The sequence below is a fragment of the Bifidobacterium asteroides genome, from assembly GCF_003202755.1.
GTDB lineage: Bacteria > Actinomycetota > Actinomycetes > Actinomycetales > Bifidobacteriaceae > Bombiscardovia > Bombiscardovia asteroides_F.
The window spans coordinates 372,291-395,461 of record NZ_QGLK01000004.1; the positions used below are offsets into that span (position 1 = coordinate 372,291).

Annotated in this window: 17 protein-coding genes and 1 tRNA gene; 7 read left to right on the forward strand and 11 right to left on the reverse strand. The window is 60.4% G+C overall.

What is annotated here, in order from left to right:
• Positions 1-42: 42 nt before the first annotated feature.
• The gene (gene ilvD, locus DKK74_RS05595; RefSeq protein ID WP_110413169.1) at positions 43-1,902 is read left to right on the forward strand and encodes a dihydroxy-acid dehydratase; all 1,860 of its coding nucleotides are present in this window, start codon (positions 43-45) and stop codon (positions 1,900-1,902) included.
• A 75-nt stretch (positions 1,903-1,977) separates the two neighbouring features.
• Here the strand turns inward: ilvD and gmk are convergent, their stop codons facing one another.
• The 10 genes from gmk to DKK74_RS05650 all read right to left on the reverse strand — a co-directional run bounded on the left by gmk (position 1,978) and on the right by DKK74_RS05650 (position 14,241).
• Positions 1,978-2,601, reverse strand: a complete 624-nt coding sequence (gene gmk / locus DKK74_RS05600; protein ID WP_110413311.1) for a guanylate kinase — start codon at positions 2,599-2,601, stop codon at positions 1,978-1,980.
• A gap of 97 nt (positions 2,602-2,698) precedes the next feature.
• A complete protein-coding gene (gene carB, locus DKK74_RS05605; protein ID WP_110413170.1) occupies positions 2,699-6,073 on the reverse strand; it encodes a carbamoyl-phosphate synthase large subunit in 3,375 nt (1,124 codons plus the stop codon).
• Positions 6,066-7,295, reverse strand: coding sequence for a glutamine-hydrolyzing carbamoyl-phosphate synthase small subunit (carA, locus tag DKK74_RS05610; protein WP_110413171.1), 1,230 nt, complete (start codon positions 7,293-7,295; stop codon positions 6,066-6,068). Before carA ends, carB begins: the two co-directional genes overlap by 8 nt.
• 196 nt (positions 7,296-7,491) lie before the next feature.
• A complete protein-coding gene (nusB, locus tag DKK74_RS05615) occupies positions 7,492-8,196 on the reverse strand; it encodes a transcription antitermination factor NusB (RefSeq protein ID WP_110413172.1) in 705 nt (234 codons plus the stop codon).
• Positions 8,197-8,218: 22 nt separating this feature from the next.
• A complete protein-coding gene (gene efp, locus DKK74_RS05620) occupies positions 8,219-8,782 on the reverse strand; it encodes an elongation factor P (protein ID WP_015022137.1) in 564 nt (187 codons plus the stop codon).
• Positions 8,783-9,018: 236 nt separating this feature from the next.
• Positions 9,019-10,218, reverse strand: coding sequence for an elongation factor Tu (tuf, locus tag DKK74_RS05625; RefSeq protein ID WP_015022138.1), 1,200 nt, complete (start codon positions 10,216-10,218; stop codon positions 9,019-9,021).
• Positions 10,219-10,413: 195 nt separating this feature from the next.
• A complete protein-coding gene (fusA, locus tag DKK74_RS05635) occupies positions 10,414-12,540 on the reverse strand; it encodes an elongation factor G (protein WP_110413173.1) in 2,127 nt (708 codons plus the stop codon).
• Between the two features lie 26 nt (positions 12,541-12,566).
• Positions 12,567-13,037, reverse strand: a complete 471-nt coding sequence (gene rpsG, locus DKK74_RS05640) for a 30S ribosomal protein S7 (RefSeq protein WP_015022140.1) — start codon at positions 13,035-13,037, stop codon at positions 12,567-12,569.
• 3 nt (positions 13,038-13,040) lie between these two features.
• Entirely contained in the window at positions 13,041-13,412 is a 372-nt protein-coding gene (gene rpsL, locus DKK74_RS05645; protein ID WP_015022141.1) for a 30S ribosomal protein S12, read from the reverse strand.
• Positions 13,413-13,872: 460 nt separating this feature from the next.
• A complete protein-coding gene (locus DKK74_RS05650; protein WP_110413312.1) occupies positions 13,873-14,241 on the reverse strand; it encodes a DUF488 domain-containing protein in 369 nt (122 codons plus the stop codon).
• A 112-nt stretch (positions 14,242-14,353) separates the two neighbouring features.
• Between DKK74_RS05650 and DKK74_RS05655 the strand changes: the two genes are divergently transcribed.
• The 5 genes from DKK74_RS05655 to DKK74_RS05675 all read left to right on the forward strand — a co-directional run bounded on the left by DKK74_RS05655 (position 14,354) and on the right by DKK74_RS05675 (position 20,826).
• Entirely contained in the window at positions 14,354-15,352 is a 999-nt protein-coding gene (locus DKK74_RS05655; RefSeq protein ID WP_146210548.1) for a YwiC-like family protein, read from the forward strand.
• Entirely contained in the window at positions 15,349-15,918 is a 570-nt protein-coding gene (locus tag DKK74_RS05660) for a DNA-deoxyinosine glycosylase (RefSeq protein ID WP_110413175.1), read from the forward strand. The genes DKK74_RS05655 and DKK74_RS05660 overlap by 4 nt, the downstream gene beginning before the upstream one ends.
• The gene (locus DKK74_RS05665; RefSeq protein ID WP_110413176.1) at positions 15,908-16,366 is read left to right on the forward strand and encodes an ASCH domain-containing protein; all 459 of its coding nucleotides are present in this window, start codon (positions 15,908-15,910) and stop codon (positions 16,364-16,366) included. The genes DKK74_RS05660 and DKK74_RS05665 overlap by 11 nt, the downstream gene beginning before the upstream one ends.
• A 116-nt stretch (positions 16,367-16,482) precedes the next feature.
• Positions 16,483-16,558, forward strand: a tRNA-His gene (locus DKK74_RS05670).
• A gap of 485 nt (positions 16,559-17,043) precedes the next feature.
• Positions 17,044-20,826 carry an RCC1 domain-containing protein gene (locus tag DKK74_RS05675; protein ID WP_110413177.1) on the forward strand — a complete coding sequence of 1,261 codons (3,783 nt, stop codon included), beginning with the start codon at positions 17,044-17,046 and terminating at the stop codon, positions 20,824-20,826.
• 595 nt (positions 20,827-21,421) lie between these two features.
• Here DKK74_RS05675 and DKK74_RS05680 read toward each other — a convergent pair.
• Positions 21,422-21,745 carry a hypothetical protein gene (locus DKK74_RS05680; protein ID WP_146210549.1) on the reverse strand — a complete coding sequence of 108 codons (324 nt, stop codon included), beginning with the start codon at positions 21,743-21,745 and terminating at the stop codon, positions 21,422-21,424.
• Positions 21,746-22,186: 441 nt separating this feature from the next.
• Between DKK74_RS05680 and DKK74_RS05685 the strand changes: the two genes are divergently transcribed.
• Positions 22,187-22,879, forward strand: coding sequence for a hypothetical protein (locus DKK74_RS05685; protein WP_146210550.1), 693 nt, complete (start codon positions 22,187-22,189; stop codon positions 22,877-22,879).
• Positions 22,880-23,171 lie beyond the last annotated feature (292 nt).

Sequence of the window (23,171 nt, forward strand, 5' to 3'; positions counted from 1 at the left end):
CATGTTCGGGCCGTCACTGTCCCCGTTCACTTGAATGAAACTATGCAGATGCGATCAGCCAAATTAATGAAGGAACGAGAGTTCGCGGGCGCCCGTGCTCTCTATCGTGCCGCTGGCGTCAAGGGCGAGGACTTCGGCAAGCCCATCGTGGCCATCGCTAATTCCTTCTCCGAGTTCGTGCCTGGTCACGTTCATCTGAACAAGGTGGGGCGTCTGGTCTCAAAGGCCGTCAAGGAAGCGGGTGGCATTCCCCGCGAGTTCAACACCATTGCTGTGGACGACGGCATCGCCATGGGCCATACCGGCATGCTTTATTCTCTGCCCAGCCGTGATCTGATTGCGGACGCTGTTGAGTACTCGGTCAATGCCCACTGCGCCGATGCCCTGATTTGCATTTCCAACTGCGACAAGATCACCCCCGGCATGCTCATGGCCGCTCTGCGTCTGAACATTCCCACAGTCTTCGTCTCCGGTGGCCCCATGGAAGCCGGACGTACCGTCATGCCAGACGGGACGGTCCAGGAGAGCACGGATCTGATCGACGTCATGTACGCCTCAGCGGATGACAGCATCGACGATGCGGGTCTGCTGGCTTTAGAGAAGACGGTCTGCCCCACCTGCGGGTCCTGCGCCGGCATGTTCACCGCCAACTCCATGAACTGCCTGACCGAAGCCATGGGCCTGGCCCTGCCCGGAAACGGCACCACCCTGGCCTCGCACACAGCCCGGAAGATGCTCTTCGAGCGGGCCGGCAAGCTGGTTGTCGAAATTGCCAACCGGTACTACCAGGACGATGACGACTCGGTCCTGCCGCGTTCCATCGCCACCAAGAAAGCCTTCGAAAATGCCATGACCATGGATGTGGCCATGGGCGGATCCACCAACACCGTCCTGCATATCCTGGCTGCCGCACAGTCGGCGGATGTGGACTTCACCCTGGACGACATCGAGCGCATCTCCCACACGGTCCCCTGCATCTGCAAGGCCTCTCCCTCCGGAGACTGGGAGATATCGGACGTTCACCGCGCCGGCGGCATCTGCGGCATCCTGGGTGAGCTGGACCGTGGCGGAGTGCTGCACAAGGACACGCATTCCATCGACTACCCGGATCTGGAGTCCAAGCTCAACGACTGGGACATCATGCGCCCCACCTGCCTGGACGAAGCCAAGGAACTCTATCACGCAGCTCCTGGACACATCACCTCGCCCGAGCCCTTCAACCAGTCCAAGGAGTGGGAGGACCTGGACACCGACCGCGTCAACGGCGCCATTCACGACCTGGATCACCCGGCCGTCTCCGAAGGCGGCCTGGCCATACTGCGAGGCAATCTGGCCCCCGATGGCTGCGTGGTCAAGACCGCAGGCGTGCCCAAGGAAATCTGGAACTTCCGCGGACCGGCCCTGGTGGTCGAATCGCAGGAACAGGCCGTGGAGGTCATACTCAACGGCACCCTGCACAAGGGTCAGGCCCTGGTCATCCGTTACGAGGGACCCAAGGGTGGCCCTGGCATGCAGGAGATGCTCTACCCCACCTCATTCGTCAAGGGCAAGGGCATCGGCAAGGACGTGGCCCTGCTGACCGACGGCCGCTACTCCGGAGGCTCATCAGGCCTGGCCATCGGCCATATCGCTCCTGAAGCAGCCAACAAGGGCCCAATCGCCCTGATCCGCAACGGCGACATGATCCGCATCGATATCCCCAACCGGCGTGTAGACGTCGAGCTGAGCGATGAGGAACTCGCCCAGCGCCGCGCAGAGCTGGAGGCCGGCGAGGGATACGTAGCCCACAGGGATCGCAAGGTCTCCCTGGCGCTGAAAGCCTACGCCGCCTTCGCCCGCTCGGCAGACAAGGGTGCCACCCGCGACCCGGATCTGATCAACCAACTGTCGGGTCTGGACTGATAAACCAAAATCCCCCGATCGGGCTCCCACTCGATTGGGGGATTTTTTGACTCTTCTGAAGTAAAGTCCAGGTGTTCAGAGACCGTATTCCTTGGCGATTACCTTCCAGAGCGCCTGGGCTGCCTTATCCACGCTGTCGTTGACTATGACCCGGTCGAACTGATTCTCTGAGGCCAGCTCCACCTTGGCGGTCTCCAGCCTGCGGGCCCGCTGTTCCTCATTTTCGGTCCCCCGCATGTTCAGCCTGGTAACCAGGTCCTGGAATGAGGGCGGTGCCAGGAAGACGTAGAACACTTCCAGGCCCAGCTCCCCCGCCCGTTGGCGGACACGATGCGCCCCCTGCAGGTCGATTTCCAGAATTGTGGGCACCCCTGCTGCCAGATGGTCCAGAACCGGCTGCAGCGGGGTGCCGTAGTGGGACATGCCATGAACCAGGGCAGTCTCCAGAAAATCCCCGGCAGCCTCCCTGCGGGCAAATTCCTGCTCATCCATGAACCAGTAGGTGATGCCGTCCTTTTCGCCCGGACGCGGCGCCCGGGTGGTGGCCGAGACGGAGACCCAGACCTCCGGGTGGGCATGGCGTAGGGCCGCCTCCACAGTGCCCTTGCCTACGGCCGTGGGCCCCGTCAGCACGATCAGCCGGCCGCCCGTCTTCCCCGGCCCCCCGGTCTGTTTTCCCGAAGGGTCCTGAATCGACATGTCGGCACCGCTGATCGCTGACACGGCCACTTCCTTTCCTCAAGGTCATCCTCCGGCGTATCTGGACCGGAACATGGGTCAATCATATAGCCAGTACCTACCTGGCCTTCTCCAGCTCAAGCAACCGGGCCGCGTGTTCCTGGATGCTCATGACCTCGTAGTCGTCCTTTTTGACCACGTCAATGGCCATAAGGGCGGCCGAGAATTCGGTGATGGTGGTGAACTGCGGCAGATCGGCAGCTATAGCAGCCACCCGGATCAGATAGCCGTCAGAGCGCGAACCCCTGGAACTGGGGGTATTGAGGATCATGTCGATGGCCCCATCCTCAATTAACTGGACTGGATTGCGGCCCATGTGCCTGACCCCATCAGCATCAGTGAAGGGCCGACCTTGCTCCTCCTCGTCGCTGATCTTGTCGACAACAGCCACGTCAAAGCCGTACCGGCGCAGGACGGAGGCCGTGCCACTGGTGGCGCAGATGCTGAAGCCCTGCTCCAGCAGACGAGCGGCCAGCATAGGCAACTGACGCTTGTCCGCATCATTGACCGACAGGAAGGCGACCCCGCCGGAGGGCAATCCGCCTTGGTAGGCGGCCAGCTGGCTCTTGGCGAAGGCGTGGGGGAAGTCCCGATCGAAGCCCATGACCTCTCCGGTGGAGCGCATCTCCGGGCCCAGCAGAATGTCCACGGTCCGGCCAACCGGAGTGCGGAAGCGCTTGAAGGGCAATACCGACTCCTTGACCGCCACAGGCTGGCCGACACGGACCATGCCGCCGTCGCCGACAGGCAGGAGCAGGCCATTGGCTCGTTGCTGCTCGATAGTCTCCCCCACCATGATTCGCGCCGCAGCCTTGGCCAGTGCCGTACCTGTAGCTTTGGAAGCGAAAGGAACCGTCCGGGAGGCGCGGGGATTTGCCTCGATCACATAGAGGGTGTTGGCCATGAAGGCATACTGAACATTAATTAGCCCCTGAACGCCGCAACCTTGGGCTATTGCCAGGGTGGCCTGCCGCAACCGGTTGATCTGGTCGTCGGAGAGCGTGGATGGCGGCAGGGTGCAGGCTGCATCACCGGAATGAACCCCGGCCTCCTCCACATGCTCCATGATTCCGCCGATGTAGAGTTCCTGCCCGTCATAAAGGGCATCCACATCGATCTCGATGGCATCCTGAAGGAACTTGTCAATCAACAGGGGCGAGGGCAGCCGGCCGGAGACCACTGTATCGGCCTTGGCTTCCTCCAGGGCTCGATCCACGTAGGTGCCCAGCTGCTGGTCGTCATAGACAATCTCCATGCCTCGCCCGCCCAGCACGTAAGAGGGCCTGACCAGAACCGGATAGCCGATGGCATGTGCTGCATCTCTGGCCTCCTCCAGGGAAAGAGCGGTGCCGTACCGGGGAGCGTTCAGATGCTCCTTGCTAAGCACCTGGCCGAAGAGCTCGCGGTTCTCGGCGAGATCGATGGACTCGGGGCTGGTTCCCAGGATGGGCACCCCGGCCGCCTTAAGCCTGGCCGCTAGGGACAGGGGCGTCTGACCGCCCAGCTGTACAATGACCCCTTTGACAGGCCCCATGGCCTTCTCGGCCCGATAAATCTCCAGAACGTCCTCGAAGGTCAGTGGCTCGAAATAGAGCCGGTCCGACATGTCATAGTCGGTGGAGACCGTCTCAGGATTGCAATTGACCATGATGGTGTCATAGTCCTTGCCCAGCTCCTGGACGGCGTGCACGCATGTGTAGTCGAACTCGACCCCCTGGCCTATCCGGTTGGGCCCCGAACCCAGGATGATGACCGCCTCGCGTTGACGGGGGCGCAGCTCGGACTCGTCTGCGTAGCAGGAGTAATAGTAGGGCGTGACGGCATCGAATTCGGCTGCACAGGTATCCACAGTCTTGTAGACAGGATGAAGGCCAAAGGCCCAACGCAGCTCCCTGACGACTGCCTCGCCTTGGTCGCCCATACCGCGCAGGTGGGCGATCTGTAGGTCGCTCAGTCCTGATTGCTTGGCCCGACGCAGCAGGTCGTCATCCAGGACCTCGGATTCTCGCACCTGAATGGCCAGGTCATTGATCATGCTGATCTGCTCCAAGAACCAGGGGTCGATCCTGGTGGCCTGGTGGACCTGCTCCACAGTGGCCCCGCCCCAGAAGGCCCGCTGGATCTGCAGGTAGCGGTGCTCGGTGGGGGTGTGCATGGCCTCCAGCAACTGGTCAGTCTCGGCCTGGTCGGGCCGTGGGCCGTCCCAGGAGAAGGTCATGTGCCGTTTGTCGATGGAGCGCATGGCCTTTCCCAAGGATTCACGGAAGTTTCCCCCCAGTGCCATGGCCTCGCCCACGGACTTCATCGAGGTGGTCAGGGTAGTGTCCGCCCCGGGGAACTTCTCAAAGGTGAAACGTGGAATCTTGGTGACCACATAATCAATGGTCGGTTCGAAGGAGGCAGGCGTTGAGCGGGTAATGTCGTTCTCGATCTCATCTAGGGTGTATCCCAGGGCCAACTTGACCGCGATCTTGGCGATGGGGAAGCCGGTGGCCTTGGATGCCAGAGCCGAGGAGCGCGAAACACGCGGATTCATTTCGATGACGATGATCCGGCCGTTCTTCGGGTTGACGGCGAATTGGATATTGCAGCCGCCTGTATCCACCCCCACGCCGCGGATGATGGCGATGCCGATGTCACGCATGCGCTGATACTCACGGTCTGTCAGGGTGAAGACCGGGGCCACAGTGATGGAATCGCCGGTGTGCACACCGACCGGGTCCACATTCTCGATGGGGCAGACCACAACCACATTGTCCAGGCGGTCGCGCATGAGCTCCAGCTCATACTCCTTCCACCCCTCGATGCCCTCCTCCAGAAGAATCTCATCGGTAGGCGAATAATGGATGCCAGCGCCGGCGATCCGCCTCAGCTCCTCGCGATCATGGGCGATTCCAGAGCCCAGACCGCCCATGGTGAAGGAGGGACGAACCACGAGTGGGTAACCCAGTTCGGCGGCTACTGCTTCGGCCTCATCCAGGCTGTGGGCAATACGTGACTTGGCCGACTCGGCACCGGCCTGGTCTACCACCTGCTTGAAGAGCTCGCGGTCCTCTCCCCTGTCGATGGCCTCCAGCGAAGCGCCGATCAGCTCAACCCCGTAGCGCTCCAGCACGCCGGCCTTGCCCAGCTCCACGGCAGCGTTCAGAGCGGTCTGACCGCCCAGGGTGGGCAGCAGCGCATCCGGCCGCTCCTTGGCAATGATCCGCTCCAGGAAGGGCAGGGCGATGGGCTCGATGTAGGTGGCATCGGCCATCTCGGGGTCCGTCATGATGGTGGCGGGATTGGAATTGACCAGGATGACACGAATCCCCTCTTCGCGCAGCACCCGGCAGGCCTGGGTCCCCGAATAGTCGAACTCGGCCGCTTGCCCGATGACAATGGGCCCCGAGCCGATAACCATGACTGAATGGATGTCCTGCCGCTTAGGCATGTGCCTTCCCTTCCCTGGCGTCCTGCATCAAAGTGACGAACCTGTCAAACAGATAGGAGGCATCGTGCGGACCAGCCGCCGCCTCCGGATGGTACTGAACGGAGAAGGCCGGAATGTCCAGACACTCCAAACCCTCGACCACGCCGTCGTTGAGATCGACATGAGAGACTCGGACACGGCCATATCGGCCTTCACCATAGGGTGAGGGCACTGGGTCTCCCTTGGGTGCCTTGACTGCGAATCCGTGATTATGGGCGGTGATCTCAACCTTGCCAGTGCTGAGATCCATGACCGGCTGATTGATGCCGCGATGACCGAATTTCAGCTTATAGGTCTCGAAGCCCAGGGCGCGGCCCAAAAGCTGGTTGCCCAGGCAGATTCCGAAGAATGGTAGTCCGGCATCCAGGACCTGCCTGAGGAGCGACACCTCCTCGTCCGCGGTCGATGGGTCGCCTGGACCGTTGGAGAAGAAAACCCCGTCAGGCCGCAGGGCCTGTATCTGCTCGATGGTGGTGTCGACGGGGAGTACGTGGACCCTGCACCCGCGCTCAGCCAGCCTGTGAGGGGTCATGGACTTGATTCCCAAATCCACCGCCGCCACCGTGCAGACAGGCTCTTTCGCCTGACGGTCTCCGACTGGTTCGACGATATAGGACCTGTGCGTGCTGACCTCGCCGGTCAGATGGGACCCGCTCATCTTGGGGGCCAAACGGACCTGGTCAAGGAGTTCCTGCATGGTCCTGGGCCTGCCGCCGTCGTTGAGCATTGGGTCCGGGCCTGAAAAAATACCGGCCCGCATGACACCTGCAGAACGCAAGTGTCGCACGAGCCGGCGGGTGTCTATGTGACTGATACCGACGATGCCCTGATCGACCAGCTGGTCATGGAGACTGCCCCGGGCCCGCCAGTTGCTGACGTTGGGGCTGGGTTCCCGGACTACATACCCTGCCACCCAGATCCTGTCTGACTCCCCGTCCTGGTCATTGACGCCGGTATTACCGATGTGGGGGAAGGTCTGCACAACGATCTGCCGAGCATAGCTAGGATCCGTCAGGGTTTCTTGATACCCAGTCATTCCGGTCGAGAAAACAATTTCACCTATTGTAGTGCCCACCGCTCCGAAGGCTCTCCCCACATACACTTCCCCATCCTCAAGGATGAGCAAGGCACGATTGGAGAAACGGCTATCGGAGGTGATGGTGTTGGTGTCTTTCAGGTTCACCGAACCCCCTTGATTACCGCGGATATTCGCACCCATATTAATGACCCCCATGGATTATGCCGGCAGACCCAGCCAAAAAATGGTTGGCCAAATCTTCCTGGATAGACTGCAGGTCAACCAGTCCGAATAGGGCAAAAGGCCGACCTGATGCCCTGATAGTTAGCGGGCATCGGTCGGCCTTTATCCGAATCATTGCTCAGTTGTCCAAAGGACGATCCACATCGGAGGTCAGTTCCTCCGGCAGGGTCAGTTTCAGCTGGTCCAAGCTGGGGGCCGACTGATCGACAGTATGGTCAGGAACATGACCGGATTCCCCTCCTTCAGATCCACTCGCTGCCGATTCCGACTCGCTGCCAACATGGGCATCCTCAGAGGAAGCAGGCTCAGAGACTGCAACCGCCGCTTTTGCCTTATCGGATTCATCATCTGAAACGTCTGCATCGGCCTCGGCATCAGCCAGGGCAGCGATTCGATCGGCTTGCTCACGACGAGCCTGATGCTCATCCTTCTCCTGCTCCAGAGCGCTGAGAACGCCGTGGATGAAGGAGGGAGCATCGACATCCGAAAGTGTCTTGGCCAAGGACAGGGCCTCATCGATGGCCACCTTGTCGGGAACCTCGGGATTGTAGAGCATCTCCCAAGCGGCGATACGCAGAATATTGCGGTCGATGGCATGCATGCGGCTCAGCGGCCACCGGGTGGAATGGGTTTGCAAAGCCTCATCGATATCTCGACGGTGCTCTGCCACACCCTCAACGATGGTCACGGCATAGGCGGGCAGAGGTGTCTGCGCCCCCGGCCTAGCCTTGCGCTCCTCCAGCAGGGAGAGGAAATCCTGACTCTTCTCATCGGCCTCATACAGGGTGTTCAAGGCCCGCTTGCGGGCTGTGGAACGTGCCATGGATGTGTGGTTTCTGCCTTGCTCAGTTCTCGCGGCCCAGGTAGGAACCGTCGCGGGTGTCCACCTTGACCTTCTCGCCCTCGCCTACGAAGAGGGGGACCTGAATCTCGGCCCCGGTCTCCACTGTTGCGGGCTTGGTACCGGCGTTGGAGCGGTTGCCCTGGACGCCGGGCTCGGTTGCCGTCACGGTCAACACCACGGATGCGGGCAGTTCCACGGACAGGGGGTTGCCGTCATGGAAGCTGATGATGCAGTCGGTGCCCTCAAGCAGGAAGCGCTCCTGATCGCCGACCAAGGCCTCGGGGATGTTGACCTGCTCATAGGTATTCATGTCCATGAAGACGAAGGAGTCGCCATCCCGGTAGGAGTACTGCATGGTCCTATTGTCGACGGTCTCGAAGTCCATCTTCATGCCCGCGTTGAAGGTGCGATCCACGATCTTGCCCGAGAGGACGTCCTTGATGGTCGTGCGCACAAAGGCCGGCCCCTTGCCCGGCTTGACGTGCTGGAACTTGATGACGGTCCAAAGCTTGCCGTCCAGGTTGATGACCGATCCGTTCTTGATGTCGTTGGAAGTCTGTGCCACCTTGATACCACCTCATTCTGATGAACGTTCCTTCGGAGGGCTCCTGGCCATCTGCCGAAAGCACCGGGCCTTACAGGATCCGGCCCGCTCGCGATAAATCCTCGCCTATTATGCCACGGCGCATGAACACCGCGGCTGGTCCGGCGGCGAAGTCTGCCGGATATGGGCGGGGCCCGGAATCGCAGGAAGGATTCCGGGCCCCGTCATCGGATTGTGTCGACAAGCGACAGGCAATCCTACTCGATGATCTTGGTGACTCGACCTGAGCCGACCGTGTGGCCGCCTTCACGAACAGCGAAGGTCAGGCCCTCCTCCATGGCGACGGGCTGGATCAGCTCGACGGAGAAGGTGGCGTGATCGCCGGGCTGAACCATCTCCACGCCCTCGGGCAGGGTGATGACGCCGGTGACGTCGGTGGTCCGGAAGTAGAACTGCGGACGGTAGTTGGAGAAGAACGGCGAGTGGCGGCCACCCTCGTCCTTGGTCAGCACGTAGACCTCGCCCTCGAACTTGTGGTGAGGGGTCACGGTGCCGGGAGCAGCCACGACCTGGCCACGCTCGACGTCCTCACGGCCGATGCCGCGCAGCAGCAGACCGGTGTTGTCACCGGCCTCGGCCTCGTCCATCTGCTTGTGGAAGGTCTCGATGGAGGTGACGGTGGTGGACTGGGTGTCCCGCAGGCCGACGATCTCCACGTTGGTGTTCACGGGAAGCTTGCCGCGCTCGACACGGCCGGTCACCACGGTGCCGCGGCCGGAGATGGTGAAGACATCCTCGATGGGCATCAGGAAGGGCTTGTCCAGGTCGTGGACCGGGGTGGGGATGTAATCGTCGACGGCATCCATGAGGTCCTTGATGGTCTGAACCCACTTGTCGTGGTCAGGGGCATCGTCATGCAGGGCGCCGTAGGCGGAGGTGCGGATGACGGGGCAGTCGCGGTCGAAGCCGTTCTCGTCCAGCAGATCGCGGACTTCCTCCTCGACCAGCTCGATCAGCTCTTCGTCGTCGACCATGTCGCACTTGTTCAGGGCAACCAGGATCTTCGGCACGCCGACCTGGCGGGCCAGCAACACATGCTCACGAGTCTGGGCCATGGGGCCGTCGGTGGCGGCGACCACCAGGATGGCACCATCCATCTGAGCAGCGCCGGTGATCATGTTCTTCACGAAATCGGCGTGTCCAGGGCAGTCCACATGGGCGTAATGGCGCTTGGCGGTCTGGTACTCGATGTGCGCGATGTTGATGGTGATGCCGCGCTCCTTCTCCTCAGGAGCAGCGTCGATCTGAGCGAAATCGTACTCGGGGTTGACGTCCGGGTACTCCTCATGCAGCACCTTGGAGATGGCCGCGGTCAGGGTGGTCTTGCCGTGATCGACGTGGCCGATGGTGCCAATGTTAACGTGCGGCTTGGTCCGCTCGTACTTTTCCTTTGCCATTGTGTTTTGTCCTCCTGGACGTCTCGTAGGTTGCCTGCGCGAACCACGCACAGAGCACTCGCTACATATTACTGGGTTATCGGGTTCTTTGCCACTTTTGCCCTCCGCCCAGTCAGCGCTACAAGAGTGTAACGCCGACTTGTGACAGAAGAGCCTTTTTGCGGCGGCCCGCCATTGCGGCGGACCGGACCGGCATTACTCGCCTCGCTGGGCCTTGATGATCTCGTCGCTGACGGTCTTGGGAACCTCAGCGTAGGAGTCCATCTGCATGGTGAACATGGCGCGCCCCTGGGTCTTGGACCTGAGGTCGCCGATGTAGCCGAACATCTCCGACAGGGGCACCTTGGCGTCGATGACCTTGACGCCGGTGGCGTCGGTCATGGACTGGATGGAGCCACGACGGGAGTTGATGTCGCCCATGACGTCGCCCATGTACTCCTCGGGAGTACGTACCTCGACAGCCATGATGGGCTCGAGGATAACGGGCTTGGCCTTGGGAGCGGCCTCCTTGAAGCACATGGAGCCGGCAATCTTGAAGGCCATCTCCGAAGAGTCGACCTCGTGGATCTGGCCATCGGTCAGGGTCGCCTTGACGCCCACGACCGGGAAGCCTGCCAGCACGCCGGATTCCATGGCCTCCTGCACACCCGCATCGACCGAGGGGATGAACTCCTTGGTGATGTGGCCGCCGGTGACCTTGTTTTCGAAGATGTAGGACTCGCCCTCGGAAGTGTCCAGGGGCTCGAAGTTCATGAGCACCTTGGCGAACTGGCCGGAACCGCCGGTCTGCTTCTTGTGGGTGTACTCCTGGTTCATGACGGGCTTGCGGATGGTCTCGCGGTAAGCCACCTGGGGCTTGCCCACGTTACACTCCACGTGGAACTCGCGGCGCATACGATCCACCAGGATGTCCAGCTGGAGCTCGCCCATGCCGGAGATCAGGGTCTGGCCGGACTCTTCATCCGTCTTGACCTGGAAGGTGGGATCCTCCTCGGAGAGCTTCTGCAGGGCGATACCCATCTTCTCCTGGTCGGCCTTGGTCTTGGGCTCCACGGCCACCTCGATCACAGGATCGGGGAAGGTCATGGATTCCAGCACCAGCGGCGCCTTCTCGTCGCACAGGGTGTCACCGGTGGTGACGTTCTTGAGCCCGACGAAGGCATAGATGTTGCCGGCGATGGCCTCGTCGACCGGATTCTCCTTGTTGGAGTGCATCTGGAAGAGCTTGCCGACGCGCTCCTTCTTGTCCTTGGTGGAGTCCAGGACCGTTTCGCCCTGGGCCACCTTGCCGGAGTAGACGCGCACGTAGATCAGCTTGCCGTAGAAGGGGTGGGTGGCCACCTTGAAGGCCAGGGCTGAGAAGGGCTCGTCCACGGTGGGCTTGCGGTCGATTTCGACGGACTCGTCGCCGATCTTGTAGCCCTTGATGGCCGGCACGTCCTCGGGACTGGGCAGGTAGTCCACAACCGCGTCCAGCATGGGCTGCACGCCCTTGTCTTTGAAGGCGGATCCGCAGAAGACCGGGAAGGCCGACTGCTCGATGGTCATCTTGCGTACAGCGGTGCGGATCTCCTGCTGGGAGATTTCCTCGCCGCCCAGGTACTTCTCCAGCAGATCCTCGTCCGACTCGGCCACGGCCTCAAGCAGCTCGGTGTGGTACTGCTCAGCCTTGTCCTTAAGGTCGTCGGGGATGTCGATGGTGTCGTACTTGGCGCCCAGATCGGCCTCGTCCTTCCAGTAGTAGGCCACCATGCGCACCAGGTCGACCACGCCGTGGAAGTCGCTCTCAGCGCCGATGGGCAGCTGCATGACCAGCGGCTTGACGCCCAGCTTGTCCTTGATGGTGTCCACCGAGTAGTAGAAGTCGGCGCCCAGCTTGTCCATCTTGTTGATGAAGCAGATGCGGGGCACGCCATACTTGTCGGCCTGACGCCAGACGGTCTCGGACTGGGGCTCCACGCCCTCCTTGCCGTCGAACACCGCCACGGCACCATCGAGCACACGCAGGGAACGCTCGACCTCGGCGGTGAAGTCCACGTGGCCGGGGGTGTCGATGATGTTGATCTGGTAGCGGTCCTCAGGATCGTGGGACTGGCGGTTCCAGAAGGCCGTGATGGCGGCGGAAGTGATCGTGATGCCACGTTCCTTCTCCTGGTCCATCCAGTCCATGGTGGAGGCGCCGTCGTGGGTCTCGCCGATCTTGTAGTTGACGCCGGTGTAGTAGAGGATACGCTCGGTCGTCGTTGTCTTGCCGGCATCGATGTGGGCCATGATGCCGATGTTGCGGACCTTGGTCAGGTCCGTGAGCACGTCTTGTGCCATAATTCCTTGTTCTCGCTCTCTTGGGATTACCAGCGATAGTGGGCGAACGCCTTGTTGGCCTCGGCCATCTTGTGGGTGTCCTCGCGGCGCTTGACCGCGGCACCCAGGCCGTTGGAGGCATCAAGGATCTCGTTGGCCAGCCGCTCCGACATGGTCTTCTCACGACGGGCGCGGCTGTAATCGGTCAGCCACCGCAACGAGAGCGTATTGGCGCGGTTCGGCTTGACCTCAACAGGGACCTGGTAGGTGGCGCCGCCGACACGACGGCTGCGGACCTCCAGGCTGGGACGAATGTTGTCCAGGGCGCGCTTGAGCACGGCCACAGGCTCCTGGTCGGTCTTCTCCTTGACCTGCTCCAAGGCTGTGTAGACGATGTTCTCGGCGATGGACTTCTTGCCGTCCAGCAGGATCTTATTGATCAGCTGGGCCACCACGGTGGAACCGTAGATGGGATCGGGCAGGAGCTGGTGCTTTTTAGCTGGTCCTTTGCGTGACATGTGTTACTTGGCCTTCTTTGCTCCGTACAGGGAACGGCCCTGCTTGCGATCCTTGACTCCCTGGGTATCCAGCGCACCACGCACGATGTGGTAGCGCACGCCAGGCAGGTCCTTGACACGTCCGCCGCGCACCAGCACGATGGAGTGCTCCTGCAGGTTGTGGCCCTCGCCGGGGATATAGGCGGAAACCTCGATGCCGGAGCTCAGACGAACACGGGCAACCTTACGCAGAGCCGAATTCGGCTTCTTGGGGGTGGTGGTGTAGACACGGGTGCACACGCCGCGACGCAACGGGCTGCCCTTGAGTGCCAAAGTCTTCGACTTGCGAGGCTTGGCCTTGCGCCCTTTGCGGACGAGCTGTTCAATTGTTGGCAACTGACTCTCTCCGATTCCTTCGATGAACTTGTCTTCGTTTGCACTGCGAGACCGCCGCACCGCAGCCGCAGTCGCTCCTAGGAGGAGAGATCAGCCACTGTCCACCGGCCCGATGGCCCCTGATCCTCCTGCAGGGCATTGCTGCCTGCATTCTTCGGATTCGGGGATATCCCGACAAGCTCACCTGTGACATAAGGCGTGCTGCCGGCACACACGATGGAAAGTATATCACCGGGGCAGACATGGCCACGTCTACCACTTGGAAGTATGCTCTAGGCTTTGCCTACTGCGATTACGCACCGGATTCGTTAATGGGAAGGCCCTTGCACATACCTTATATTTACAGACACCTACAATGAGGTACCCACCTATAACGGATTCACACATATATGCACATATAGGTATCGGAAAACATATCTGGATCAGTAAATATAGACGCCAGAAACATCAATGCCGACGTCTAATTGTCTTCCTTGTCAAGAGCCTGGCGGACGTAGTCGCGCAGAATCAGGGCATGGTTGACTGCTGGATCCTTGGCCGCATAGACCAGTGTCGTCCGATCGTGTTCGCGCACGATGCTCAGCAGATCCTCCAAGGCGGGGTTGTCGTCCAGCTCGGTACGGTAGCGACGGGCGAAGTCCTCGAAGCGGTCAGGATCATGGTGCCACCAGCGCCTCAGGTCCGGACTGGGTGCAACATCCTTGAGCCAGCCGGACAGGGCTGCCCGCTCCTTGCTGACGCCGCGTGGCCAGAGCCTATCGACCAGGATGCGGACCCCGTCTTCGTCACCGGCCTGCTCGTATACGCGTTTGATATCCACCTGACCCATCATCTGCCTCCTGAAACCAGGGACCCATGTGATTCTTGCCTTCTTCGACCATGATATTGACCGAATCGGCATTACGGAAGAGGCAGTGACAGCCATACAGGGGCGTAGGCTGATGAGTATGCATACAGACGCAGACAGGGGCAAGGCAGCCGGATCAAGCGGCAGCAAACCGAGCCCTCAAGCCCGCAAATCAGCAAAACCGACGGGACCAGGGTCCAAGGGACGACAGTGGCGGCGTTTATGGATACCCGACCAAATAGGCGGCTGGGCCATGGCCTTGATGCCTGGCCTGGCTGGGCTGCTGGTTGGAGGCCCGACCTGGAGGAGCCTGCTGCTCATGGTCGCTTGGGCTTTCTGCTACTGCTTTGAATTCACCGGCTCGCGGTGGATGGTTTCGCACCGAGCTGCCAGATTCGCGCCACCAGCTTTGGGATATGCCCTGCTCATGGCTGTGACTGGGCTGATCCTGTTGGTCGGCACCCCTGGGCTCCTGCGATGGGCCCCGCTCTACCTGGTGTTGGGCGTGTTGAATTTTGCAGCCGCCTGGATGCGCACGGAACGCTCCTGGTGGAACGATACGGTAGTCGTGATCGCGGCCTGCACGCTCTGTTTGGTCGCCGTCTCCCTAGGGTCACGATTCCAGAAGCCGGAACCTGGTCTGGAAAGCTCCGGTGTCGGCTACTTCGGATGCCAGCCGAATCCTGCTGTGGACTGCTTCGCCAGCGGATTTTTCCCAAGCGCCGCCCTGCCGTCGCTTGGAGTGGTCAGTGCAGCTGTCTTCGCTGTGACGCAGTTCGGTTCGGTCATCTTCGTCAAAACCATGATCCGCGAACGCGGCAAGACCTGGTGCTACCTGCTTTCGCTGGCTTGGAACCTGGCCCTCAGCCTGATCGGAGTCACCATGGTACGCACCGCAGGATGGTGGCCTCTGTTGACGGCCCTAGTTCTGCTGGTACGTGCGGCCCTGCTGCCTGCCATCTCTCGTCGGCGCCGCATTCCCATTCTGTATGTGGGCCTGGTTGAATGCGCAACCAGCCTGTTGGTTTTCATTCTGGTGATTGCGCAGGCTGACGTGATGACTGCATCTCTGACCAGCCTGCTCGGCGCATGACTGTAGCTTCGACCACACATGTCACCCACGGATTCGGGCCTGTCTGGGATGACCAGTCCCGTGTACTGATCCTGGGGTCCATTCCCAGTCCGAGTTCGCGCGAGGCTGGCTTCTACTACATGTTTCCGCGCAACCGCTTCTGGCCCGTACTGGCCGCGCTCTTCGACCAGCCTGTTCCGGAGCCCGATCCGGCTGACCGCGCCGAGTTCGCGCTCAAACACCACATAGCACTCTGGGATGTCATCCAGGAATGCGACATCCACGGTGCCTCCGACGCTTCAATCACCAATGTAGTGCCTACCGACATCGCCAGTTTGCTGGACCATGCGCCCATCGGCACCATATTCACTACAGGACGCAAGGCCGGTCAGTTTTACCGTCGCTACTGCCTGCCAAACCTGCAGGAGAAGGGGCATCGGATGACGATGATCAATCTGCCGTCCACCAGCCCCGCCAATGCCGCTATGAGTCTGGCTGATCTGATCAAGGCCTACCAGCCCATCAGAAAAGCGCTCGACGACAAAGAACCTGATTGGCAAGATATTCACATCGATTATGGCAAATAGACAAATACCGACAGTCAAAGCCCGAGATGTTGGGAATCTTCCAAAGGATGAATTCGCCTTCCCCGGTCCAGAACGTGATCGCCTGGTGGAAGCAATTTTGGATGGGCGCAAAACTGCTACGACCAGCCTGATGGCAGAGTTCATCCACGATCATGAACCACTCCCCTCCTCCGGCCGACGAACAGTTTTGGTGGACTCAGATAACCAGCCAGTTGCCGTCCTTAGATATGCCTCGGTGAGCGTGATTCGACTGGGCGTGGTCACATGGCAGCATGTTCTGAACGAGGGAGAAGGCTATAAAAGTCCTGCGGAGTGGCGCGAGGCTCATGAGTCCTTCTGGACCTCAGAGAACATGCGACAGGCGCTGGATGATCCGGACTTCACCATCGATGACCAGACTCTGGTGGTGCTGGAAACCTTTCATGTAGAGACCATAGTCATAAACTAAGGTCCCAAAGGCAAAGCAGGGCCCTTATGGTTAACACTTCACCGGCGTGCCATGTCATACCATCGTGTATAGTTTCATCTGTTGCACTGATCCGCGACGCGGGTCGGTTCACCATGGTGGCTATAGCTCAGTCGGTAGAGCACCTGATTGTGGTTCAGGAGGTCGCGCGTTCGAGCCGCGTTAGCCACCCCACCTCAACCCTGTGCCTCTGATTTAAAAGCAGGGGTTTTGTTATATGCGATCAAACTTCCCCAGCGTCCAAATATGTGACCGCGTGCGACCCAAAATTGGCAAATGACTTCGCACACCAAAAAGACGAGCGCTAGCAACACGAATGACAGAATCACCCACAAGCCTATAGGGCCGGAGCCTTATACGATGCCAAAGGCAATAACCAAACCGGCTAAGAACGACAATCAGCAATAGCATAACCGACATGGATTCACCAGTATTTCATCGGACCGCCTTCCGTATAGACAGCATCAAACTGGTCGGCTCAAAGAATGTTTTTACGATATTAGGAAGAAAAAAGAGCGAAACCCACTATTGACATTCGAGTTGGCCCAAAGATATGCAGGTGATAGCATTATTTCATACGTCGGGGCTGTTCCCGGTACATAGTTCATCAGAAACGTGGGGAATTTCGTCATTGAACTACATTTATTTGGGAAGGGATTATGCATATTACGTTTCAGCATAAGTCCGCACGCGGCCGGTCGACAACTATGGTTGGTGTCCTGCTGGCTATCATCTTGCCCGCCAGTCTGATCATGGGCGTCTTTGCCACGGCTGACACTGCTCCCAGCGAATCCAGTGTGCCCGAGCCGACCATGCTGGGGCAGACGGCTGCAGGCCAACCGGCGGACCCATCAGCCAATGCACCAACCCTGCCTGCCAGTCCGGCCGGCCCCAAGTCTCCGTTGCCCTCGCCTTCGCCCCTGGACACCGCGTCCCCCCTCACCAGCGCACAGCCCGCTCCCGACAAGCCCGGCGGCGCCGGCATCCAAAGCAGGACCGCCGACAGCCAGCCCCAGACACGCGCAGCCTACACCGTTGCCTTCAACGACCCCGACGGCAACACCAGCACGCCCTCCCAGAGCGTCCCCAGCGGCGGACAGGCCTCCAGGCCCAAGGACCCGAGCAGGGACGGCTACCTGTTCGACGGATGGTTCACCGGCAACACCGCCTACGACTTCACCCGGCCCGTCACCGGCAGCATCACCCTGACCGCCAAATGGACCAGGATAACCAGCTCCTGGAGCCTCAAACCCGCCTCCGGGCCAGCAGAAGGAGGCACCCGGATCACCCTGTCCACGCCCACCACATCCGACATACGCTTCAACCACATCGACACAGGACAAGACTTTGCCCTGGCCATAGGCTCCGACGGCAACCTCTACAGCTGGGGAACCGTAAGAGCTCTGATCAACCTGGCAGACGGCAGGCCAGGCATCGTTACCCCGCCGACAGGCGTCCGCTTCACCCAGACCAGCGGAGGACTAGGCTTCTCCCTGGGCTTGGGCTCGGACGGCAACCTCTACAGCTGGGGAAACGATCAGAACGGCGAAATGGGACAAGGCACCGTAACATCCTCGTATATACCAGGCAAAGTAATCATGCCAGCAGACGGCACGAAATTCACCCAGATCAGCGCAGGATTCGTATATTCCTTGGCCATTGGCTCGGACGGCAACCTCTACAGCTGGGGAAACAACCAGTACGGCCAGCTGGGCAACGGCACTGCCGACGACATCACTGACAATACTATTCGTCATGGCACGCCAAGCAAGGTGAGCCTGCCGACAGGGGTCCCAAAATTCACCCAGGTCAGCGCAGGCAATAGCCATTCCCTGGCACTGGACTCGGACGGCAACCTCTACAGCTGGGGATACAACGGTACCGGGCAACTGGGCATAGGCGGTACTGATTCTAATCAACATAACACGCCAAGCAAGGGGTCCATGCCGGCAGACGGCACGAAGTTCACCCAGATCAGCGCAGGAGACTATCATTCCCTGGCTCTGGGATCGGACGGCAACCTCTACAGCTGGGGATACAACAGCAAAGGCCAGCTGGGACGCAGCACCAGCGGGGCGAAGGACGGCACGCCGCGCAAAGTGAACCTGCCTGCAGGCGTCAGAGGATTCACCCAGGTCATCGCAGGCGGTGATCATTCCCTGGCCCTGGGATCGGACGGCAACCTCTACAGCTGGGGCGACAACAGCAAAGGCCAGCTGGGACGCAGCACCAGCGGCACGCAAGACGGCACGCCAGGCAAAGTGGCCATGCCGGCAGGCGTCACAATCACCCAAGCCAGCGCGCCCGGCATGTACGGTGGGGATTTCTCCCTGGCCTTGGGATCGGACGGCAACCTGTACAGCTGGGGAGACAACAGCAGCCGCCAGCTGGGACGCGACATCAGCGGCGACTTCGACTCCAATCCCGGCATGGTCGCCTTCCCTGAGAAGCCGAAGCCGACCGGCGTCAAGTTCGGCGGGGCAGCGGGCACGAGCCTGACGGACAACAAGGACGGCACTTGGAGCGTGACCACGCCCCGGCATGCAGGAGGCAAGACGGACGTGACCGTCTCCTGGAGCAGGAACGGCCGGCAGCCCGACGCGCACCTGGACTACACCTACATCAGCTCCTACACGGTCGCCTTCGACAGCGCCGGCGGCAAGCCGGCCCCAGGCCAGCAGCGGATCACCGAAGGCCAGCAGGCCACACGCCCGACCGCCAGCCCGGCCAAGGACGGTTTCCTGTTCGACGGCTGGTTCCTCAAGGATGCTGAGGGGGATTCCAAGGTGGCGTATGATTTCAGCCAGCCGGTCACCGCTGACATCACCCTGGTCGCGCATTGGAGCCCCGCCAACACCGGCGGCTGGTCGATCAGCCCAAGCAAGGGCAACGTGATGGGCGGCCAGCAGACCACCATCACCCCGCCCAAGCTGAGCCGCGGCATCCGCTTCAACCAGATAAGCGCCAGCAGCTCAATAAGTGGCTTCTCCGTGGGCGTGGCCAGCGACGGGAACGCCTACGCCTGGGGCGACAACGAGTACGGCCAGCTGGGCCAGGATCCAGACAAGACGCCTACGCAGAAGACACCGGTCAGGATCCCCCTGCCGGACGGCGTGGATTCCGGGTTCACCTACACGCAGGCCGCGGCAGGCGGGAACCACGCGCTGGCCGTCGGCAGCGACGGCATCGTCTACAGCTGGGGCATCAACGATCGCGGGCAGCTCGGCAACGGCAGTAAGGACACACAACACCATTCCAAGCCGCTGCCCGTCAAGGGTGCGGACGGCCAGCCCTTCAAGGCCGTCCAGGTGAGCGCCGGCTACGCCGACTCGGCGGCCATCAGCCCGGATGGGCGCGTCTACACCTGGGGCAGCGAAAACAACAGTTACAACGTGTATAGCACGCCCAAACTGGCGCCGACCCTGGCCAAGGATCCCAACGGCTCCGGCCAGGGGCTGCACGCGGTCCAGGTCAGCGTCAACCGGGGCTTCATCATGGCCCTGGACGCGGACGGCAACGTATACACGTGGGGGTACAACGACTACGGTCAGCTCGGCAACGGCAAAAGCACAGGAGAAGGCAGCACCACGTACGCCGCCGACCCTGCACGCGTGCCCGATCCCAAGGACACGAGCAAGGCCTTCAAAGCCACGCAGATCAGCGCCGGAGGCTACCACGCACTAACCATCAGCCAGGACGGCACAGCCTGGGCATGGGGGTACAACGGCTGGGGGCAGCTGGGGGACGGCACGATAACCAGCCGTCCCACGCCCAAACAGGTAGGAAACCCCACAAACTCCAGCCAGCCATTCCAAGTCGCGCAGATCAGCACCGGTTGGGTCCACTCTTTGGCCATCGACAGGAGCGGCACAGCCTGGGCATGGGGGTACAACTACGATGGCCAGCTGGGCGACAACACCACCAACTACAGGCACACCCCCACACGTGTATCGCCGCCCGCAGGCCAGGACAGCGCCGGCACCGGGCTCGCAACAGCACGAATCAGCGCAGGTTACTATCATTCCCTGGCCATCGGCCGTGACGGCAACACGTACAGCTGGGGAGACAACCAGTACGGCCAGCTCGGCAACGGGAGTCTGACGCAGAGCAGCACCCCGACCCAGGTGGCCCTCAACTCGCTGCTGATCACCGGTGTCAAGTTCGACCAGGCGACGGTCGGCTCCCTTCAGCAGAATTCTGACGGGTCCGTCTCGTTCGCCACGCCCGCCCATAATCCGGGTCTGACTGATGTGGTCGTGGACTGGAGCCTGGGCGGCGTCGGCCAGACCCCGGCGCACCTGGCCTACACCTATGAAGGCACCCTGCCCCTGACGGGCGGCAACGGCAGCATGGTCCTCCTGCTCGCCGCCGGGCTGCTCGCCGCAGCCGGCGCCGTCGCAGCCGGACGCCACCGGCGCGAAACCCACGCCCTGCACGTCTAGAATCCTCACCCGAGTAAGCAGCCAGGCCGCATCCCAAGACGGCCCGGCCAACCAGGGTGGCTCCGCCAATCCCCCAACACAACGGAGCCACCCTACAATCCTATGAGCAGCAGGCCCTGAAACAATAGAACTGGTCATCTCACTAGACACAGATGTTTTTCCAAGACCCCTTCAGCGAATGAGGAAGGGAAAGACGGCAAGACATGGGATGGCTGAATTCGACACCGTAGCCAGTCGACAGATGCCAGTTGTCCTGACGATAAGGCGCCGCCCGTTGACCAAACAAATCTCAGAGCCTAATATCACGAAACTCAACGTCACACCTCTCCATTCTTGACTCCATCTCCATACTCAAATCAGTTTTGTCAATACGACATTCAACGAATCCTGAAAAGATAATTGCCTAGGCGCAGAGCTAAACCCGATCAAGTGTAAATTATTATGAGACCACGTTAAACAAGGCCTTGTGACTGCAATAAACAAAACCATCGGTATCTGAATGGGGGGCTTTTAAGATCCGTCACTTATCGCTTCCCCAAAAACTGTGTTCGCATTCGTGTTATCGCCTACTGATATGACCGGTTCTTGTTCGGTTTCAGTCCTGGTCGTATCTGGAAAACTCTATCTGGTTCCCGTCAGGGTCCCTGACATACACCGAGGTGACAGCCCTATGCGCGCCAGTCCAGCTGACAGGACCCAGACAGTCGACATGACACCCACGGAGCCCGGCAACCACATCATCCAACGAATCCCGAACAAGCAGACACAAGTCAGCCGAGCCGGGCACAGGCCTGTCCGCCTTGAGGTCAATCTTCATGGCCCGCCTTGCGGAGGTTGATCTTTGCGCGCAGGTCGCATCGATCAGTCGGTTGATGGCATCGAGGGTCGATGCCCCCATGCAGCCATTCATCCAGATCATCTATCTGACAGACTCCGTTAACGGCCGCCTGTACTGACCAGGCAGAGACAGCATCCATAGTCGGATACGCTGCAATGAACCCAGCTCTTTTTGCAGGACATTCCTCTCGCCAAACTATTAGTGCTTCACCCATAAGGGTCAATATCGGAACGGTATGGATCTGGTGCCGGTCAATGCCACTTTTACGAGAAAAAGACACATACACTGGCCTCAACAGATGTTGCTTCCTGAAAACGGGCAGGCTTCCAGATGACCTGCCACAAGCAATGGGGAAGAACAAGCCTGGAGGGTCAGATGAGCAACAATCGAAACGAACGTGCGAATAAGAACCAGGGCAGGCATGAAAGTCCCGAACAATCACCAATGAATGACAAGGACCGCATGCCAAGACCAGCGGAGAACGCGAACGACGGAAGAGAAAGCCAAGCGGAAAATGCCCCCATGCCGAAGAAGGAAGGCAGGGATTCATCCAGCAAGGACGTTGCTCATGGCAGACCTGGAGCACAAAATAAGCAGGACCAGGCCCTAACCGCCGACCGCTCGCAGGCCGGCCAGGTAGGCGAAGAGCATGATGGCTCCTCACATGACGACAAGCCAAGCCGACCCGGTAAGCCTGCTGCAAAGGATACGCCCGGACCCGTCGATAAACCGTCTCAGCCAACGAACGAAAGAAAGCCCGCCAAACCTCGCAAGGCCAAAAACCACGATTCCTTCTATCTAGGCCTTGCCTCGGCAGTCCTGGTTGCAGCTCTGGGCCTCAGCCTGAGCACCATGCCGATCTTCTTCTCCCTGCCTCTTGCCGCCGTTCTCTTCGGAATCGGCATCTGGCTCCTCTCCTATGCCAGCTTCAAGTCCCCCGGCAAACCAGAGGGAGAGGGAACAGATGCGGACAGGCACACCAGGACGGTAGTTGTGGCGACGGTTCTTCTGGTTCTGCAGACCTTCATCATGGATGTATTCATCTTCACCCGAATGGGAACCGTCGGCAAACATCAGAACGCCATCGTCATCGCCTGGATTCTCGCCAGCATGATCGAGACCCTGGCTGCCTTCGCCCTTATCTACCATCACAATCCCTTGCAGTCCAAGCCCAAGGACCCTGCGACGAACGAAAAACACGAGGGGAATGAATAAAGCACTGTAACGAACATGGATCTGAAACGACATAGCAGACCGGAAAGGCCGGCTGGCCGACCGTGTATGTGAAATTACCTGCCCACAGCGTTCCATCGCCAAGGCCTTCCGCCTCAGGGTGCCACTCATCATTCTTGAAGATATGTGGCACCCTTTACTGGATCATCTCCCCTGCTGCAGCTTGACATGGATGGCAAGGTCCTGCACCTTGCCGGCCGGTTCACAAAAATTCGACATCAAAGCCGCGAAAACACTCTTCAGGCAATCCATGAGCTGCGCGAACACAACTTGG